Here is an 18,670-nt window from a genome sequence, read left to right as displayed (position 1 = left end):
CGCCCACGGGCCCTCCCGCCACGCCGCCCGCAAACCCGCACGCGGGGCGGCCTCGGATGCCCGTAGACTTTCCGCAGCGAGAAGGCGTCGATGGGGACGAGTAGGTCCGTACGCAGCCCGTAGCGAGCCGGGGACGGTGGGAGCCCGGTGGCGTGCACGGTCCGAATATCACCCCGGAGCCGCCGGAAGAGCGCCGGCCGCGCCCACGCACGGCTGCCCCCGGGCAGCCCCCCGAGCACCACCCCGCCGCGGCCGACGGGTAGACCCGGCTCTCGCCGACTTCGAGTGGGTCGCGCACCCGACGATGCGGTGGGCGGCCAAGAAGGGTGGTACCGCGGGGCGTGATGCCTCGTCCCTTCGCCGGCTAGGCAAACAAGCCCGCGGAAGGAAGGCACCTATGTACCGCCCGGTACCGGCGCAGGTCGATCTGCCCGCCATGGAGCACGAAGTCCTCGCGTTCTGGCAGGACAACGACATCTTCGCCCGGAGTCTGGAGCGCACCGCCGACGGCCCGCGCTGGGTGTTCTACGAAGGCCCGCCGACCGCCAACGGCATGCCGGGCGCGCACCACATCGAAGCCCGCGTCTTCAAGGACGTGTTCCCGCGCTTCAAGACGATGAAGGGCCACTACGTCCGCCGCAAGGCCGGCTGGGACTGCCACGGCCTCCCCGTCGAACTCGCCGTCGAGAAGGAACTCGGGTTCTCCGGCAAGCAGGACATCGAGGCCTACGGCGTCGGCCCGTTCAACGCCAAGTGCCGCGAGTCGGTGCTGCGGCACGTGGACGCGTTCGAGGAACTCACCCGGCGCATGGGCTACTGGGTCGACATGTCCCAGGCCTACCGGACGATGGACCCCGAGTACGTCGAGTCCGTCTGGTGGTCGCTCAAGCAGATCTTCGACAAGGGCCTCCTCGTCCAGGACTACCGCGTGGCTCCCTGGTGCCCGCGCTGCGGCACCGGCCTGTCGGACCACGAACTGGCGCAGGGCTACGAGACGGTCGTCGACCCGTCGGTCTACGTCCGCTTCCCGCTGACCTCCGGCCCGCTCGCCGGCGACGCCGACCTGCTGGTCTGGACGACCACGCCGTGGACGCTGGTGTCCAACACCGCCGCCGTCGTCCACCCGGACGTGGCCTACGTGGTCGCCCGCAAGGACGGCGCCCGCCCGGTCGTGGTCGCCGAAGCCCTCGTCGAGAAGGCCCTGGGCGAGGGCTGGACCGCCGACCCGGCGCACCGCTTCACCGGCCGCGACATGGAACGCTGGTCGTACGGCCGCCCGTTCACCCTGGTCCCGCTCGAGGGCGCGAACTTCGTGGTGCTCGCCGAGTACGTGACCACCGAGGACGGCACCGGCATCGTGCACGCCGCCCCCGCGTTCGGTGCCGAGGACCTCGCCGCGGTGCGCCCGTACGACCTTCCGGTCGTCAACCCGGTCCGCACCGACGGCACGTTCGAACCGGAACTCCCGCTCGTCGGCGGCGCGTTCTTCAAGAAGGCGGACGAGGCGCTGGTCGCCGACCTGGACGCCCGCGGCCTGCTGTTCCGGCACATGGAGTACGAGCACAGCTACCCGCACTGCTGGCGCTGCCACACCGCGCTCATCTACTACGCGCAGCCGTCGTGGTATATCCGCACGACCGCGATCAAGGACGCGCTGCTGCGGGAGAACGACCGCACGAACTGGTTCCCGGAGAACGTCAAGACCGGCCGCTACGGCGACTGGCTGAACAACAACATCGACTGGGCGCTGTCCCGGAACCGCTACTGGGGCACGCCGCTGCCGATCTGGCGCTGCGCCGAGGGCCACCTGACGTGTGCGGGCTCGCTCACCGAGCTGTCCGAGCTGACCGGCCGGGACCTGTCGGGCCTGGACCCGCACCGGCCGTACATCGACGAGGTCACGTTCGCGTGCCCGGTGAAGGCCGGCGACGCGGCGTGCGGGGCCGAGGCGGTGCGCGTTCCCGAGGTCATCGACGCGTGGTACGACTCGGGCGCGATGCCGTTCGCGCAGTGGGGCTACCCGTACCGGAACCGGGAGATCTTCGAGCAGGCGTACCCGGCGCAGTTCATCTGCGAGGCGATCGACCAGACGCGCGGCTGGTTCTACACGCTGATGGCGGTCGGCACGCTGGTGTTCGACCGGTCGTCGTACGAGAACGTGGTCTGCCTCGGGCACATCCTGGCCGAGGACGGCCGGAAGATGTCCAAGCACCTGGGCAACATCCTCCAGCCGATCCCGTTGATGGACCAGCACGGTGCGGACGCGGTGCGCTGGTTCATGGCCGCGGGCGGTTCGCCGTGGGCGGCGCGCCGGGTCGGGCACGGCACGATCCAGGAGGTGGTGCGCAAGACGCTCCTCACCTACTGGAACAGCGTCAGTTTCCAGGCCCTGTACGCGCGCACGTCCGGCTGGACGCCGTCGGTGGACGATCCGGCGCCGGCCGACCGGCCGCTGCTCGACCGCTGGCTGCTGTCGGAACTGAACCAGCTCGTCGCCGATGTGGACGCGGCGATGGAGGCGTTCGACACGCAGAGGGCGGGCAAAGCGCTGTCCGCGTTCGTGGACGACTTGTCCAACTGGTATGTGCGGCGTTCCCGGCGGCGCTTCTGGAACGGCGACGCCGCCGCGCTGGCGACCCTGCACACCGCGTTGGAGACGGTGACGCGGCTGATGGCGCCGCTGACCCCGTTCATCACCGAGCGGGTGTGGCAGGACATCGTGGTGCCGGTCGCGCCGGACGCCCCGGCGTCGGTGCATCTGGCGGACTGGCCGGTGGCGGACCCGGCGCTGATCGACGCCGAACTGTCGGGTCGGATGGTGCTGGTGCGCCGTCTCGTCGAGTTGGGCCGGGCGACGCGCGCCGATTCGGGCGTGAAGATCCGGCAGCCGCTCGGCCGCGCGCTGGTCGGCGCGCAGGGCTGGGAGGCGCTGTCGGACGAGCTGCGGGCGCAGATCGCCGAAGAGTTGAATGTGGTGTCGCTGGCGTCGCTGTCGGAGGCGGGCGGCGACCTGGTCGAGTACAGCGCGAAGGGCAACTTCCGGGCGCTGGGCAAGCGGTTCGCGAAGGAGACGCCGAAGGTGGCGGGCGCGATTGCGGCGTCGGACGCGGCGGTGCTGTCGGCCGCGCTGAAGGAGTCGGGCAGCGCGACGGTGGTCGTCGACGGGGCCGAGGTCGCGGTCTCGGCGGATGAGGTGATCATCACCGAGACGCCGCGCGAAGGCTGGACGGTGGCGAGCGAGTCGGGTGCCACGGTCGCGCTCGACCTGCACCTCACCGACGAGTTGCGGCTTGCGGGCACGGCGCGTGAGGCGGTCCGGCTGATCCAGGAGGCCCGCAAGAATTCGGGCTTCGACGTGGCCGACCGGATCGTCGTGTGGTGGAGCGCGGACGAGGACGAGCACACCCGCACCGCGCTGCTGGAGCACGGCACGACGATCTCCGAGGAGGTCCTCGCCCTGGCGTTCTCCGAAGGCGCGCCCGAGGACGAGAACCTGACGGTGCACCAGGACGAGGGCCTCGGCCTGATGTTCTGGCTCCGCAAGATCGGCACCGAGCCGGTCCGCGACGCGGGCTGAGCAGGGAGAGGCGAAGGGGAGGGTCCGCACGGTGTGCGGACCCTCCCCTTCGGCGTGCCGGCTGTCGGCCGGTGCGGCCGGCGGTGCTGCCGGTCAGTCGCGCGGCATGCTCCATTTCGCGTTCGTGAGCACCGTCCGCATACCGCAGCCCGCAGCCCGCAGTCCGCAGTCCGCAGTCCGCACGACGATGCCACCGGCTTGCCCGGCCCTACCCGGCCGGCCACTGCCTCCGGACTGCGGCGCCGGTGTGGTTCCCCGCGGCAGCCGTCGGGTCCGTCGTCGCCCCGCCGTCCGGATCCCGCCGCGCGCCGACCCGACGCGAACGCGCCGAGGCCCGCCCCCCGTTCGGGGCGGGCCTCGGCGCGTGGTGCGGGACCGGTGTCAGTCCGTTGTCAGTTGTCGCCGTCCTCGTCGATGAGGAAGCCGCGCATCGGCGAGGCCTGCTGCATCGGCTGGGGCTGCGGGGCCTGCGGGCGGACCGGGGCCATCTGCGGCGTCATCGACGGCTGGCTCATGGCGGGTGCCATCTGCTGGCCGATCGACGGCGTCATGGCCGGGGTCATCGACGACGGCACCGGGGAGGTGGACATCGCCGGCGGCAGCGACGCGGTCGCCGGGGTGCGCGGCGGGGCGAGCGAGTCGTCCGCCTGCGACTCCAGCTGGCGAAGCTGGCTGTCCAGGTACGACTTCAGGCGCGTGCGGTACTCGCGCTCGAACGCCCGCAGGTCGTCGACCTTGCGCTCGAGGGTCGCGCGGGCGCTCTCCAGCGAGCCCATCGCGACGCGGTGCTTCTCCTGCGCGTCCCGCTCCAGGGCGTCGGCCTTGGCGCGCGCGTCGCGCTCCATGCCTTCCGCGCGGGTACGGGCCTCGCCGACGATCTTGTTGGCCTCGGACCGCGCTTCGGCGATCGCCTGGTCGGCGGTCTGCTGCGCGAGGGCGAGGACGCGGGCCGCGCTGTCGCCGCCCGGGTTGCCGAGCTGCTGCGGGGCGCCGCCGAGTTGCGGGGCACCGCCCATCTGGCCAGGACCCATCGGGCCGCCGAGCTGCGGCGGGCCGCCGAGCTGGCCCTGCTGCTGCATCGGGTGCTGCTGCTGCATCGGACCGGCGGGCAGCTGGTGCTGCTGCATCTGCTGCTGACCCGGGAACTGCCCCGGCCCGGCGGGCAGCTGGTGCTGCTGCGGACCGCCCGGCATGCCGGCGGGGCCGAGCTGCGGCTGACCCTGCATCGGACCCTGCCCCTGCATCGGGCCCTGGCCCTGCATCGGACCCTGGCCTTGCATGGGGCCCTGGCCCTGCATGTGGCCCTGCCCCTGCATCTGACCCTGGCCGGGCATCGGGCCCTGGCCCTGCTGCGGCATCATCTGCGTGGCCGCCGCGTTCGGGTGCATCTGCTGCGGACCGCCCATGGGGCCGCCGGGCGGAACCGGGTTGGGCCCGGATATGGCGGCGGGCGCGGGGGCGTCGCGGCGCTCGTTCTCCTTGCGCTGCTGCTGCGCGGCCTGCTGCGCCTGCTGCTGGCTCTGCGCCGCGGCGCGCGTGGCGGCCGCGAGTTTGGCCCGCAGGTCTTCGTTCTCGCGAAGCAGGCGGGTCAGTTCCGCCTCGACCTCGTCGAGGAACGCATCGACCTCGTCCTCGTCATAGCCCTCACGGAGACGGACGGTCGTAAACTGCTTGTTACGCACGTCCTCGGGGGTCAACGGCATTTCTTCACCTCAACGTGATCGTCGGCATCCGGACAGACCGTACCGCTTACAGCCTGCCCACGACGGAGATCAGGATGTAGACGATGATGATCAGTACGAAGAAGGACAGGTCGAGCGCTACGCCCCCGAGGCGCAGGGGTGGGATGAACCTGCGCAGCAGCTTCAGCGGTGGATCGGTGATGGAGTAGGTCGCTTCCAGCAGCACGACCATGACCCCGCGAGGCTCGTAGGACCGTGCGAACTGGAACACGTAGTCCATGATCAGACGGAAGATCAGCAGGCCGAGGAAGCAGTACAGGACGATGGTGAAAACCTCGCCCACGACGCTCATGCTCCTGCCCCCTCATTTGCGTTCCCGGAAGACCCGGTCCCTCTCCTCAGTGGTCGCACCCCTCTGACACCAACCAGGATTTCAGCTCTGGTTGAAGAACCCGCCCTCTGCGATGCGGGCCTTGTCCTCTGCTGTCACGTCGACGTTAGCAGGCGACAGCAGGAAGACTTTCTGGGTCACCCGCTCGATGCTGCCGTGGAGGCCGAAGACGAGACCCGCGGCAAAGTCGACAAGTCGCTTCGCGTCGGTGTCCTCCATCTCCGTCAGGTTCATGATGACCGGTGTTCCTTCACGGAAGTGCTCACCGATCGTACGGGCTTCGTTGTAGGTACGCGGGTGCAGCGTCGTGATGCGGTAGGGCTCACGCTCGCTGACGACTTTGTGTACGGTCACCGGTGCACTGCTCTCGGGGCGGCGGTCGGGCATGGTCGACACGGTGGCCCGATGCTCGTCGAGGCTGCGGTCCAGGCCGCGTTCGACATGCAGGGCCGGCACGGAACGGGGGATCTCGTCGCGGCGTTCGCGGGGTTCCTCCCGCCGCTCCTCGCGTCGCTCCGCCGCACTCGGCTGTTCGGGCGCTTGCTGCGGCCGGCGCGGTTCGGAGCCTCGATCGGCACGGCCGTCCGAGCCGATGTCGTCCTCATCGTAGTCGTCGTACTCGTAGACATCGTCCTCCACGAGGCCGAGGTAGACCGCCATCTTGCGCATCGCGCCGGCCATTGTCAGGGTCCTCCATGGTGGATCGGCTGTGGGTCACCGTGGGTCGTGCGATCCACTTCATGGCGACGCTACCGGAGCGAGCGCCTGACTCCGAGCACCGCAGTACCGATGCGTACATGTGTCGCCCCGGCCTCGACGGCGGCTTCGAGGTCGTTGCTCATCCCGGCGGACACCATGGTTGCAGCCGGATGCGATTCGCGCAGGCGCCTTGACATTTCCGCCAAATCAGCGAATGCCCGACCCGGTTCCGCACCGAGCGGAGCGACCGCCATCAGCCCGCCGAGCCGCAGGTGGGGAGCCTGCGCGATGGTGTCGGCGAGGGCCGGAACGTCCTGCGGCAAGGCACCCCCGCGGGCGGCATCGCCGTCGAGGCTGACCTGGATCAGGCAGTCGAGTTCGCGGCCGCGCCGCACCGCGCCGGCGGAAAGTGCGGAGACCAGCCGGGCCCGGTCGACGGACTGCACGACGTCGGCGTACGAGGCCACCGAGCGCGCCTTGTTCGTCTGCAATTGCCCGATGTAATGCCACCGCAGGTCGAGGTCCGCACACGCCTCGGCTTTGGGCCCCGCTTCCTGGTCGCGGTTCTCGCCGACCTCGCGGACTCCGAGCCCGGCGAGCAGCCGGACGTCGGATGCGGGATAGGTCTTGGTCACCACGATCAGCGTCACCGAGTCGCGGGGGCGGCCGACCGCATCGCACGCCGCGTCGATGCGCGCGCGGACGTCGGCGAGGTTGGCGGCCAGGTCCGAACGGCGGGCTTCGGCGGCGGCGTCGGGTTCCGAACTCATGTGCTTATCGTCCCCGACGAAGGTCTAGCGGTCGCGCACCGGGGCGGTGTCGGCCGCCGCGTCGCCCGCGGACCCGGTCCCCGCGTCGATCCACACATACCCGGCGATCCGCCCGGTCTTTCCGTCCCGACGATACGAGAAGGAATCGGCGGATTCGCGCGTACAGATGTGCGATTTCTCACCGAACGGCACGCCCGCGTCCGCCAGTTGCGCCCACACTCCGGCGACGATGTCGAGCGCCGGGGTGCCTTCGCGGGTGACCGACCGGGCCGCCGGGATCCGACCCGCGACCTCGTCGCGCATTTCCGCGGGCACTTCGTAGCACGGACCGCACACCGCGGGCCCGGTCTTCGCCACGATCCGGTCGGGCCGGGCGCCGAGCTTCACCATCGCCTCGACCGTGGCCGGGATCACGCCGGCGAACAGCCCGGGGCGGCCCGCATGCGCGGCCGCGACGACGCCGGCTTCGGGATCGGCGAGCAGGACGGGGGTGCAGTCGGCGACCAGAACGGCGAGCGCCAGCCCGGGAGTCCGGGTGGCCACCGCGTCCGCCTCCGGAACCGCGCCGGTCCACGGCCCGTCCACGACCTCGACGTCGCGGCCGTGCACCTGGTTCATCCACACCACGCGCGCCGGGTCGAGGCCGAGTCCGGCCGCGGCGCGGGCCCGGTTCTCCCGGACCGCCGCGGCGTCGTCGCCGACGTGCCCGCCGAGATTGAGTTCGGCGTAGGGCGCTTCACTGGCCCCGCCCCACCGGTCGGTGAACGCGAAGCCGACTCCGTCGGCCTGCGCGCGGTGGGCGAACACGGGTCCTCCTGAAAGGCGGTGGGCGGAGCGGTTCGGCGGGTCGGGGCGCGCACGCCCCCGGGAAAGCACCGCGCCGGGCACTTCCCCCGCCCCGACCAGGAGGCTCGCCTCCTTCCGGAGGCTGGGGAAATGCCCGGCGCCGGGCGTTACTTCATGAACGGCGGGACGTCCAGGTCGATGTCCTCGCGGACCGGCTCCGGCACCAGCGGGGCGCGCGGGCCCGGCGGGTAGGCCGGCGGCGAGTCGACCGGGCCGAGCAGGCTCTGGCCGCCGGGGGGCGCCGGAGTCCGCGGCTGCTGCTGCGGCTGCGGGTCGGTCGGGGGCTGCGGCTGCTGCGGGCGGTTGAGCTTGCCCAACTCGCTCTTCGACGGCGGCTGCCCGCCGTCGAACCCGGCGGCGATGACGGTCACCCGGACCTCGTCGCCGAGCGCGTCGTCGATGACCGCGCCGAAGATGATGTTCGCCTCGGGGTGCGCCGCTTCGCTGACCAGCTGGGCGGCTTCGTTGATCTCGAACAGGCCGAGGTCGGAACCGCCGGAGATGGACAGCAGCACGCCGCGGGCGCCGTCGATGGACGCCTCGAGCAGCGGGCTGGAGATCGCCATCTCGGCCGCCGCGACCGCACGGTCGTCGCCGCGCGCCGAGCCGATCCCCATGAGCGCGGACCCGGCCTCGGACATCACGGACTTGACGTCCGCGAAGTCGAGGTTGATGAGGCCCGGCGTGGTGATCAGGTCGGTGATGCCCTGGACACCGGACAGCAGGACCTGGTCCGCCGAACGGAACGCGTCGAGGACGCTGACCTGGCGGTCCGAGATGGACAGCAGGCGGTCGTTCGGGATGACGATGAGGGTGTCGACCTCTTCGCGCAGCTGCGCAATGCCGTCCTCGGCCTGGTTCGCCCGGCGGCGGCCCTCGAACGTGAACGGGCGCGTCACCACGCCGATGGTCAGGGCGCCGAGGTTGCGGGCGATGTTCGCCACGACCGGCGCGCCGCCGGTGCCGGTGCCGCCGCCTTCGCCCGCGGTGACGAAGACCATGTCGGCCCCCTTGAGGACCTCCTCGATCTCCTCACGGTGGTCCTCGGCGGCCTTGCGGCCGACCTCGGGGTTGGCGCCGGCGCCGAGGCCGCGGGTCAGTTCCCGGCCGACGTCGAGCTTTACGTCCGCGTCGCTCATGAGGAGCGCCTGGGCATCGGTGTTGATCGCGATGAACTCGACGCCCTTGAGACCGACCTCGATCATGCGGTTGATGGCGTTGACACCACCGCCGCCGATGCCTACGACTTTGATGACTGCGAGGTAGTTCTGGGGTGCTGCCACGCCGAAGGCCTCTCGCCTCGATTCCGGTCGCCACGCCTTGGACGTGCCGACATTGCCGACAAGGGGAAGTCCCGGGAGACGGCTGTCAGCCCCCGAACCCTCACCCTCAGGTATAGAGTTAGGCCTGCGTTGCTGCGCAACCGCTGTCCACCTGGGGCTACGCAGGACACTAAGTGCCCGAAGGGACAGGTTCAACGAACACGCCGAGCGGTCCCCCCTACTTTTTGCCGTGGTGTTTTTATCGCACCAACCTGGCACGGGCGTGCGGGACCCCTCAAGCACCACCCGCAACCGGTCCCCCGTTCACCCGATCGTGTGCGGATCGACCGCTCACAACGGGCTGTTCCGGGTGGCCGGCGCCTCGGCGACGCTGACGTCGTACACCTTCGCCTTGTGCTTCATCAGTGCCGAGAGCACCTCGGCCTTGCGCGGAGAATCCTCCGCCCCGCCCCACAGCACCAGCACTCCGTCGTCCAGAGTGATGGCGATGTCGTCCCTCGTCCGCGCCGTGATGTCGCGGACCCTGGGGGCGACGGCGCTCGGCAACGCCCCGACGACCTGCGCCACTCCGCGCAGCATTTCCTGGTCTGCGGCGGGGTCGGCGTTGACGATCGGGACGCCTTGCGGCGCCGCGTCCACCGTACCGAAGCGTACGCCGCTTTTGTCGATCTCCGCGAAACGCCCGGAATCCGGCAGCAGCAAGGCAACTTGGCGTTCCGTCACCCGGATGACGACGGTGTGCGGCCAGTCGCGTTCGACACTGACCGACTCGACGCGCGGAATTGCCGCAATGCGGCGGCGGATCGCGTCCAGGTCCACCCGGGCGAGTGGCCGCCCGTGCGGAACCTTGGCAACATCCTTCACTTGCTGGGGAGTCAGCTGCGCGGTGCCGCGCACGGAGACCGTGCGCGCGTCGAACAGAGGCGAGTACATCACGACCGCGTAGGCGACGCCCAATAGCGCCACCACGATGCCGATGATCATCAGCGGCCTGACGTTGGTCCACTTGGGCTTCCCCGCCTTCCCCGGCTTCCCGGCCTTTCCGGGCCGGCCCGGCGTGCCGGACCTGCCCGACGCACGGATCCGGCCCAGCAGTCCGCCGCGCGCGGCAGGCCCGCCGCCGGACGGCCGCGGACGTGCCGGGCGTTCGGCGGTTCGGCTGTCGCTCACGGATCGGGCTCCTCGGCGGGCCGGGCGGTCGGGTCTCGCGGTCGGGTCGGACGGTCGGGCTGTCGGACGGTCGGGCTCTCGGGTCAGGCGTGGGCTGCCGCGACGGCCTCGTGGACCATGCGGACCAGTGCCTCGTCGGCGTCCCGGCGGCCGAACTCGGCGGCGGCGCGGCCCATCGCGTACAGCCGCTGCGGGTCGGTCAGGACCGGCAGCACGTGGTCAGCGATCCAGTCCGGGGTCAGGTCGGCGTCGTCGACCAGCAGGCCGCCGCCGGCCTTGACCACGGGCTGGGCGTTGAGCCGCTGTTCGCCGTTGCCGATGGGCAGCGGGACGTACGCGGCGGGCAGCCCCACCGCCGAAAGCTCGGCGCAGGTCATGGCGCCCGCGCGGCACAGCACCATGTCGGCGGCCGCGTAGGCGAGGTCCATCCTCTCCAGGTAGGGCAGGACGACGTACGGAGGCGCGCCGGGCGGCGGTGTGATGGTCAGCTCGTTGTTGGGTCCGGCGGCGTGCAGCACCTGCACGCCGGATGCGAGGAGCCGTTCGGCGGACGCGGCGAGCGTCTCGTTGAGGCGCCGGGCGCCCTGTGAGCCGCCGAAGACCAGCAGCGTGGGCCGGCCCGGGTCGAGGCCGAACGCCGCGCGGGCCTTCTCGCGCTCGGCGGCGCGGTCGAGGGTCGCGATGGCGCGGCGCAGCGGGATTCCGATGTAGCGGGCGTTGCGGAGCTTGCTGTCGGGGGTGCTGACGGCGACGTGGCGGGTGTAGCGGGCGCCGATCTTGTTGGCGAGGCCGGGGCGGGCGTTGGCTTCGTGGACGACGATCGGGACGCCGGCGCGCTTGGCGGCGAGGTAGCCGGGGAGGGCGACGTAGCCGCCGAAGCCGACGAGGCAGGCGGCGTTCGTGCGTTCCAGGACGGCGGCGGCTTCGCGGATGGTGCCGCGCAGGCGTCCGGGCACGGTCATGAGTTCCGGGGTCGGCTTGCGGGGCAGCGGGACGGCGGGAATGAGCGCCAGTTCGTAGCCGCGGGCGGGGACCAGCTTGGTCTCCAGGCCCTTGGAGGTGCCCAGGGCGGTGATGCCCACATCGGGGTTCTCCCGCCTCAGCGCATCAGCGAGGGCGAGGGCCGGCTCGATGTGCCCGGCGGTTCCCCCGCCGGCGAGGACGACATGCACCTTTTTCACCGCTCCCTGCGCGGCAGGACCCGCGCGAACGCACGGCGGACCGCCCCGGGACCCTGCGCCGCGAGTTGCTTGGCCGCTCCCGGTTCGGTTCGGGCGAACGACAGCAGCATGCCCACGGCGAACATGGTCGGAAGCAAGGCGGAGCCTCCGTAGGACACCAACGGCAAGGGCACTCCGGCGATCGGCAGGAGGCCGAGCACCGCACCGACGTTGATCGTGGCCTGGGCCATGATCCACGCGGTGGCGCCCCCCGCGGCCAGTCGCACGAAGGGGTCCTTCGTCCGTCCGGCGACGCGGATACCCGCATAGCCTAGAGCCGCGAAGAGGGTGAGGACCGACAGCGTCCCCACCAGGCCCAATTCCTCCCCGATGACGGCGAAAATGAAGTCGGTGTGGGCCTCGGGCAGGGTGCCCCATTTCTCATAGCTGGTTCCGATTCCGCTGCCGAAGAAGCCGCCCGTGGAGAGGGCGTAGATGCCGTGGGCGGCTTGCAGGGTGCTGCCTTGCGGGTCGGCGAACGGGTCGAGGAAGCCGGTGAAGCGGGCCGCGCGGTGCGGCTTCATGAGGATGAAGAGGGTGGCGAGGACCGCGGCGGAGGAGAGCGCGAGGACGAAGAGGCGTCCGGGGGCGCCGGCCACCCAGAGCAGGGCGAGGATGACCACGGTGATGATCATCGAGGTGCCCATGTCGCCGCCGAGCATGATCAGGCCGAGGACCAGGAGCGCGCCGGGGAAGAGCGGGATGAACAGGTGCCGCCATTGGCCGAGGAGGCGCTGTTTGCGCGCGAGGAGGTCGGCGCCCCACAGCACGAGGCCGAGTTTGGCGAACTCGGAGGGCTGGATCTGGAAGGCGCCGCCGATGTTGATCCAGTTGCGGTTGCCGTTGACGGTCATGCCGACGCCGGGCACCAGGACCATGCAGAGCAGCACGATCGCGGCGATGAGCAGCGGGTAGGCGAGCACGCGGTAGGTGCGTACCGGTAGGCGGGCGCCGATCCACATGAGCGGCAGGCCCATGGCGACGGCGATGCTCTGCTTGAGGAAGACGGCGCTGAAGTCGCCGTAGGTGACGCGGGAGAAGATCTGCGACGCGGACAGCACCATGACCAGGCCGAGCACGCTCAGCAGGAGTCCGGCGCCGAGGATCAGGTAGTAGGAGGTGAGCGGCCGGTCGAAGGCGCGTTTGACGTCCTTCAGCCGGGCGCGGGCCGGGCGCGGGCCGCGGCCTTTCCCGCCGCGGGCGGTGGGGAGCCGGGACCGGCCGCGGTCGGCGGAGCCGGACGGGCCGGTTCCGCCCCGCCGCGGGCCGGGCTTGAGCGCTTCGGTGGTGCCCCCGGGCATCGGCGCGCGCCCTGTCAGGAGTCGGCGCCGGGGAGCCCGTGCACGGCATCGGCGAACGCGTCGCCGCGGGCGCCGTAATTGCTGAACATGTCCATCGAGGCACACGCCGGGGCGAGGAGCACGGTGTCCCCCGGACGGGCCAGTTCCGCCGCCTTGCGCACCACGAGTTCCATGGCCCCAGTGTCCGTCTCGGCGACCTCGGCGACGGGGACATCCGGGGCGTGTCGCGCCAGTGCGTCGCGGATCACAGCGCGGTCGGCGCCCAACAGGACGACGGCGCGCAGGTGTTCGCGGGCGCCGACGACCAGGTCGTCGAACGAGGCGCCCTTGGCGAGGCCGCCCGCGATCCACACGATGGACGCGTAGGCGTTGAGCGACGCGGCGGCTGCGTGGCCGTTGGTGGCCTTGGAGTCGTCGATGTAGTCCACGTCGGCGACGGTGGCGACGTGGGCGATGCGGTGGGCGTCGGGCCGGAAGGCGCGCAGGCCGTCGCGGACGGCCTTGGCGCTGACGCCGTGCGCGCGGGCGAGCGCGGCGGCGGCCAGGGCGTTGGCGATGTTGTGCGGCGCGGTCGGCACGACGTCGGCGGCGGCGCCGAGTTCGGCGGCCTCGTTGCGCGTGTCCGGGACGAACGCGCGGTCGACGAGGAGGTCTTCGACGAGCCCGAAGGTGCCGGGCGCGGGAGCGCCGAGGCCGAAGCCGACGGCGCGGCAGCCTTCGGTGACGTCCGCGTCGCGGACGAGCTTCTCGGTGGCCGGGTCGGCGAGGTTGTAGACGCAGGCGACTTCGGCGCCGGCGAAGATGCGGCCCTTGTCCAGCGCGTAGGCCTCGGGCGAGCCGTGCCAGTCGAGGTGGTCGGGCGCGATGTTGAGGACCGCGGCGGCCTTCATGCGGACGGCTGTGGAGCCTTCGGTCCACGGGTCGAGCCAGTGCAGCTGGAAGCTGGACAGTTCGAGGGCGAGGACGTCGAAGGCGGGGGCGCCGTGTTCGTCGCGGGCGAGCACCGCGTCGAGGACGGGGGTGCCGACGTTGCCGACGGCTTCGGCGCGGTGCCCCGCGGCGTCCAGGATGCTGGCGAGCATCCGGACCGTGGTGGTCTTGCCGTTGGTGCCGGTGATCGCCAGCCAGGGCGCGGCGCCTTCGCGCGGGCGCATGCGCCAGGCGAGTTCGACGTCGCCCCAGACCGGGACGCCGGCTGCGGCGGCGGCCGCGAACAGCGGGGACTCGGGCCGCCAGCCGGGCGAGGTCACGACGACGTCGACGCCCTCGGGGAGGGTGTCGGCGTCGCCGAGGCGGACGGTCGCTCCGTGCGCCGCCAGGTCGGCCGCGCGGGAGCGCGCGGCGTCGGTGTCGGCGCCGTCCACCACCACGACGCGGGCCCCGAGCGGGGCGAGCGCCCGCACGACGGAGGCACCGGTGATCCCGGTGCCCGCGACGCACACGGACAGCTCGCCCCAGGGGGCGTCGTAGTGGGTGAACAGCCGGAGGTCTTGCGTCACTTACCGGTCACCCAGCCTGCGTAGAAGATGCCGATCGCGAGGATCACGCACAGGCCGGCGATGATCCAGAAGCGGACGACGATGAGGACTTCGGGCCAGCCTTTCAGCTCGAAGTGGTGTTGCAGTGGTGCCATGCGGAATACCCGTTTGCCGGTCATCTTGAAGAAGCCGACCTGGATGATCACGGACAGCGAGATGATGAGGAACAGGCCGCCGATGAGCGCGGAGAGCAGCTCGGTCTGGGTGCAGATCGCCAGGCCGGCGAGCGCGCCGCCGAGGGCGAGCGAACCGGTGTCGCCCATGAAGATCTTGGCGGGCGAGGTGTTCCACCACAGGAAGCCGAAGCAGGAGCCCATCATCGCGGCGGCCACGATCGCCAGGTCGAGCGGGTCGCGGACGTCGTAGCACGCGGAACTCGCCGAGCTGACGTAGGCGCAACTCTGCCCGTGCTGCCACACACCGATGAAGGTATAGGCGCCGAACACGATCACCGAGGCACCGGTCGCGAGTCCGTCCAGGCCGTCGGTGAGGTTCACCCCGTTGGAGTGCCCGGCGATCAGGATGTACGCCCAGATCACGAAGACGACCGGTGTCAGGTCGAGCGCGGTGTCCGTGACGAACGACAGGTGTGTGGACGCCGGGGTGACCCCGCGCGAGTCCTTGAACTGCAGCGCGAGCACGGCGAAGGAGATGCCGACGAACGACTGCCCCGCGAGCTTGGCCTTGGCCCGCAGGCCGAGGCTGCGCTGTTTGACGATTTTGATGAAGTCGTCGACGAAGCCGACCAGGCCGAGGCCTGCCATCAGGTACAGCACCAGGATCGCCGATGCGCTCGGCCGCTCCAGCGTGATCGCTTTCGCGCCGGCGTAGCCGAGGAGGGCGGCCAGGATGATGACCGCGCCGCCCATCGTCGGCGTTCCGCGCTTGCTGTGGTGGCCCTGCGGGCCGTCGTCCCGGATCAGCTGGCCGTAGCCGCGCTTGACCAGGATGCGGATCGCGAGCGGTGTGCCGATGAGCGACAGCACCAGGGCGATACCGCCGGACAGCAGCACTGCCCTCACTGGCGCACCTCCCCGTCGGCCACCGCGTCATCCTCCAGCAGCGCTTGAGCCACCCGCTCCAGTGCGGCGCCGCGGGACGCCTTCACCAGCACGATGTCGCCCGGGCGTAGCTCGGACCGCAGCAGGTCGACGGCCGCCTGCGTGTCGGGTACCAACACCGACTCCTCACCCCAAGAACCCTCGTTTTTGGCCGCGATGTCCATCCATCGGGCTTCCCTGCCCCCTACCGCCACGAGGCGGCCGATGTTCAGCCGCACCGCAAGGCGGCCGATCGTGTCGTGTTCGGCCAGCGAGGCGTCCCCGAGTTCGCGCATCTCGCCGAGCACCGCCCAGGTGCGGCGGCCGCCCGCCATGGCGGCGAGCGCCTTGAGCGCGGCGCGCATCGAATCGGGGTTGGCGTTGTACGCGTCGTTGACCACCGTCACGCCGTCCGCGCGCTCGGTGACCTCCATGCGCCAGCGCGAGAGCGTCCCGGCTTCGCCGAGAGCCGCCGCGATCTGGACGACGTCCATGCCGACCTCGCGTGCCACCGCTGCGCAGGCAAGGGCGTTGGACACGTGGTGCTCACCGTACAGGCGCAAGATCACCGGCGCATCGCCGTCCGGTGTGCGAAGGGTGAAGGAGGCGCGGCCGGCGGCGTCGAGCTGCACATCTTCGGCGCGAATGTCCGCAGTTGCGCCCTCGCCGAAGAACACCACGCGGGCGCGGGTGCGTTCGGCCATGGCGCGCACGAGCGGGTCGTCGGCGTTGAGGACCGCGACGCCGTCCTCGGGGAGGCTCTCCACCATTTCGCCCTTGGCCTTGGCGATGGCGGCCTGGTCGCCGAACTCGCCGAGGTGCGCGGTGCCGACGTTGAGGACGACGCCGATGCGCGGCGGGACGACACCGCACAGGTAGGCGATGTGCCCGATTCCGCGTGCGCCCATCTCCAACACGAGGTGACGGGTCGTCAGATCAGCGGACAGGGCGGTGAGCGGCAGACCGATCTCGTTGTTGAACGAACCGGGCGGCGCGATGGTGGTTCCGGCCTGCGCGAGGACCTGCGCGACGAAGTCCTTGGTGCTGGTCTTGCCGGACGAGCCGGTGATGCCGACGACGGTGGTCTCCGGCAGCCGGTCGGTCACCGCTCGGGCGAGCTTGCCGAGCGCGTCCACGACGTCGTCGACGACGATCGACGGCACGCCCGTCTCGCGGGTGGCCAGGACCGCGACGGCACCGTCGCGGACCGCTCCCGCGGCGAAGTCGTGCCCGTCCGCGTGCTCGCCGACGACCGCGGTGAACAGGGCACCCGGGGTGACCTTGCGGGAGTCGACGACCACCTCGGCGGTGATCCGGGCGTCGGGGTCTGCGCCCCCGGCAAGCCGCCCGCCGACGGCCGCTGCGGCGTCGGCGAGTGTCGTGGAAATCACTGTTGGGTCTCCTCGGCCGGCGAACCGGCGCGGTCGGCCGCGCCGGCGTTCGCCGCAGGGTCGGTGGTCGGGGCGGCGACGACGATCCTCCCACCGGCCCCGGCGGCGTTGCCGCCCACCCCGGGGCCCGAACCGCCGGTTGTGGCCGAGCCGAAACGATCGCGCAGTGCGCGCCGCACCTCGACGCGGTCGTCGAACGGCCGGACTTCGGCCCCGATCTTCTGGCCTTGCTCGTGGCCCTTGCCGGCCACCACGACCACGTCGCCGGGCCGTGCCTGGTGGATCGCCCACGCGATCGCCACCGCGCGGTCCGGTTCGACCACCAGTTCGCCGTGCGGTTCCGGCACCGTTTCGGCGCCTTCGACCATCGCGTCGAGGATCGCGTTCGGGTCCTCCGAGCGCGGGTTGTCGCTGGTCAGCACGGCCACGTCGGCCAGACGCACGGCGGCGGCGCCCATCAGCGGGCGTTTGGTGCGGTCCCGGTCGCCGCCGCAGCCGAGCACCACGAAGAGCCGGTTGTCGGTGACCTCGCGCAGCGCGCGCAGCGCCGTCTCGACCGCGTCCGGGGTATGCGCGAAGTCGACGATGGCGGCGAACTGCTGGCCTTCGTCGACGCGTTCCATCCGGCCGGGGACGCCGGGCACGGCGGCCACGCCCGCCGCGGCGGCGTCGAGCGGCACGCCGGCCATGGTCAGCGCGACGACGGCGAGCGCGGCGTTGGCGACGTTGTAGGGGCCGGGGAGGCGCACGGCGGCCTTGGTGTGCTGCCCGTCGGGGCCCACGAGGCGGAACCGGCTGCCGTCGGGACCGAGTTCGGCGTCCTCGACGCGCCAGTCGGCGTCGGGCGCACCGGTCGGCGAGACGGTCGCGACGGGGATGCCCGCTTCGGCGGCGAGGCGGCGCCCGTACGCGTCGTCCACGTCGACCACGCCCGTGCGCGCCCGGGCCGGAGTGAACAGGTCGGCCTTGGCGCGGAAGTACTCCTCCATCGACCCGTGGAAGTCGAGGTGGTCCTGGCTCAGGTTGGTGAACAGCGCGATGTCGAACACCGTGCCGTCGACGCGGCCGAGCGCCAGCGCGTGGCTGGACACCTCCATCGACGCCGCGGTCACGCCGTGCTCGGCCATCGCCGCGAACAGCGCCTGCAGGTCGGTGGCCTCCGGCGTGGTCATCGCGCTCGTCTCGACCAGGTCGCCGATGCGCGTCTCCACCGTGCCGACCAGGCCGGTGGTGTGCCCGGCGGACCGCAGGCCGCCGTCGAGCAGGTAGGCGGTGGTGGTCTTGCCGTTGGTGCCGGTCACCCCGAAGAGCAGCAGTTTGTCCGCCGGATGGCCGTAGACCCACGCGGCGACCTCGCCCAGCCGACCCCGCGGATCGGGCACCACGAGCACCGGCAGCCCGGCCGCGCGGGCCCGCTCGGCGCCGTCCGGGTCGGTCAGCACCGCCGCCGCGCCGCGCTCGGCGGCCTGCGCGGCGAAGTCCGCGCCGTGCGCCCGCGCGCCGGGCAGCGCCGCGTACAGATCGCCCGGCCGCACCGCCCGCGAGTCGTGCGTCACGCCCGTCAGGACGCCGTCCGGGGCCGCCGCGGCGGGCTCGGCGGGCAGGCCGAGCAGCGCGTGCAGACCGGTCAGCGGACGGGGCGGGACCAGGCGGGGACGGCGGGGCAGTGGTTCGGACACGGCCGTGAGGCTACCTGCTTTTTCTGCCATGCGATTCTTGCCGGCGACGTGCCGGACGTCCCTCCGCTCGCTCGGTTCCGGGT

At 71.7% G+C, this 18,670-nt stretch carries 14 protein-coding genes; 1 reads left to right on the top strand and 13 read right to left on the bottom strand.

Annotated elements, in window-relative coordinates; genetic code table 11:
* Positions 1 to 397 precede the first annotated feature (397 nt).
* Positions 398 to 3,577 (top strand): isoleucine--tRNA ligase, encoded by a 3,180-nt coding sequence (gene ileS, locus ACPA54_RS19580; protein ID WP_423531495.1) that lies wholly within the window; start codon positions 398 to 400, stop codon positions 3,575 to 3,577.
* A 392-nt stretch (positions 3,578 to 3,969) separates the two neighbouring features.
* Here the strand turns inward: ileS and ACPA54_RS19575 are convergent, their stop codons facing one another.
* The 13 genes from ACPA54_RS19575 to ACPA54_RS19515 all read right to left on the bottom strand — a co-directional run bounded on the left by ACPA54_RS19575 (position 3,970) and on the right by ACPA54_RS19515 (position 18,587).
* Positions 3,970 to 5,280, bottom strand: coding sequence for a DivIVA domain-containing protein (locus ACPA54_RS19575; RefSeq protein WP_423531493.1), 1,311 nt, complete (start codon positions 5,278 to 5,280; stop codon positions 3,970 to 3,972).
* Positions 5,281 to 5,326: 46 nt separating this feature from the next.
* On the bottom strand, positions 5,327 to 5,611 hold the full coding sequence (locus ACPA54_RS19570; RefSeq protein ID WP_423531491.1) for a YggT family protein: 285 nt from the start codon (positions 5,609 to 5,611) through the stop codon (positions 5,327 to 5,329).
* An 81-nt stretch (positions 5,612 to 5,692) separates the two neighbouring features.
* Complete coding sequence (locus tag ACPA54_RS19565) at positions 5,693 to 6,331, bottom strand: cell division protein SepF (protein ID WP_345674501.1); 639 nt, start codon at positions 6,329 to 6,331, stop codon at positions 5,693 to 5,695.
* Positions 6,332 to 6,399: 68 nt separating this feature from the next.
* Positions 6,400 to 7,119: a YggS family pyridoxal phosphate-dependent enzyme gene (locus ACPA54_RS19560; protein WP_423531489.1), complete on the bottom strand. Its 720-nt coding sequence runs from the start codon at positions 7,117 to 7,119 to the stop codon at positions 6,400 to 6,402.
* A gap of 24 nt (positions 7,120 to 7,143) precedes the next feature.
* Positions 7,144 to 7,926: a peptidoglycan editing factor PgeF gene (gene pgeF / locus ACPA54_RS19555; protein WP_423531487.1), complete on the bottom strand. Its 783-nt coding sequence runs from the start codon at positions 7,924 to 7,926 to the stop codon at positions 7,144 to 7,146.
* Positions 7,927 to 8,072: 146 nt separating this feature from the next.
* Positions 8,073 to 9,248: a cell division protein FtsZ gene (ftsZ, locus tag ACPA54_RS19550; protein WP_423531486.1), complete on the bottom strand. Its 1,176-nt coding sequence runs from the start codon at positions 9,246 to 9,248 to the stop codon at positions 8,073 to 8,075.
* 330 nt (positions 9,249 to 9,578) lie between these two features.
* Positions 9,579 to 10,418: a cell division protein FtsQ/DivIB gene (locus tag ACPA54_RS19545; RefSeq protein WP_423531484.1), complete on the bottom strand. Its 840-nt coding sequence runs from the start codon at positions 10,416 to 10,418 to the stop codon at positions 9,579 to 9,581.
* Positions 10,419 to 10,501: 83 nt separating this feature from the next.
* Complete coding sequence (gene murG / locus ACPA54_RS19540; RefSeq protein WP_423531794.1) at positions 10,502 to 11,590, bottom strand: undecaprenyldiphospho-muramoylpentapeptide beta-N-acetylglucosaminyltransferase; 1,089 nt, start codon at positions 11,588 to 11,590, stop codon at positions 10,502 to 10,504.
* A gap of 5 nt (positions 11,591 to 11,595) precedes the next feature.
* Positions 11,596 to 12,939 (bottom strand): putative lipid II flippase FtsW, encoded by a 1,344-nt coding sequence (ftsW, locus tag ACPA54_RS19535; protein WP_423531482.1) that lies wholly within the window; start codon positions 12,937 to 12,939, stop codon positions 11,596 to 11,598.
* 14 nt (positions 12,940 to 12,953) lie between these two features.
* Positions 12,954 to 14,438, bottom strand: a complete 1,485-nt coding sequence (murD, locus tag ACPA54_RS19530) for a UDP-N-acetylmuramoyl-L-alanine--D-glutamate ligase (protein WP_423531480.1) — start codon at positions 14,436 to 14,438, stop codon at positions 12,954 to 12,956.
* A complete protein-coding gene (mraY, locus tag ACPA54_RS19525) occupies positions 14,435 to 15,499 on the bottom strand; it encodes a phospho-N-acetylmuramoyl-pentapeptide-transferase (protein ID WP_345674508.1) in 1,065 nt (354 codons plus the stop codon). Before mraY ends, murD begins: the two co-directional genes overlap by 4 nt.
* On the bottom strand, positions 15,496 to 16,908 hold the full coding sequence (locus ACPA54_RS19520) for a UDP-N-acetylmuramoyl-tripeptide--D-alanyl-D-alanine ligase (protein ID WP_423531477.1): 1,413 nt from the start codon (positions 16,906 to 16,908) through the stop codon (positions 15,496 to 15,498). Before ACPA54_RS19520 ends, mraY begins: the two co-directional genes overlap by 4 nt.
* Complete coding sequence (locus tag ACPA54_RS19515) at positions 16,905 to 18,587, bottom strand: UDP-N-acetylmuramoyl-L-alanyl-D-glutamate--2,6-diaminopimelate ligase (protein ID WP_423531475.1); 1,683 nt, start codon at positions 18,585 to 18,587, stop codon at positions 16,905 to 16,907. The genes ACPA54_RS19520 and ACPA54_RS19515 overlap by 4 nt, the downstream gene beginning before the upstream one ends.
* Between the last annotated feature and the right edge of the window lie 83 nt (positions 18,588 to 18,670).

The sequence above is a fragment of the Uniformispora flossi genome (assembly GCF_049534875.1).
Taxonomy (GTDB): Bacteria; Actinomycetota; Actinomycetes; order Streptomycetales; family Streptomycetaceae; genus Yinghuangia; species Yinghuangia aomiensis.
This window is presented reverse-complemented; position numbering and strand designations above follow the sequence as displayed.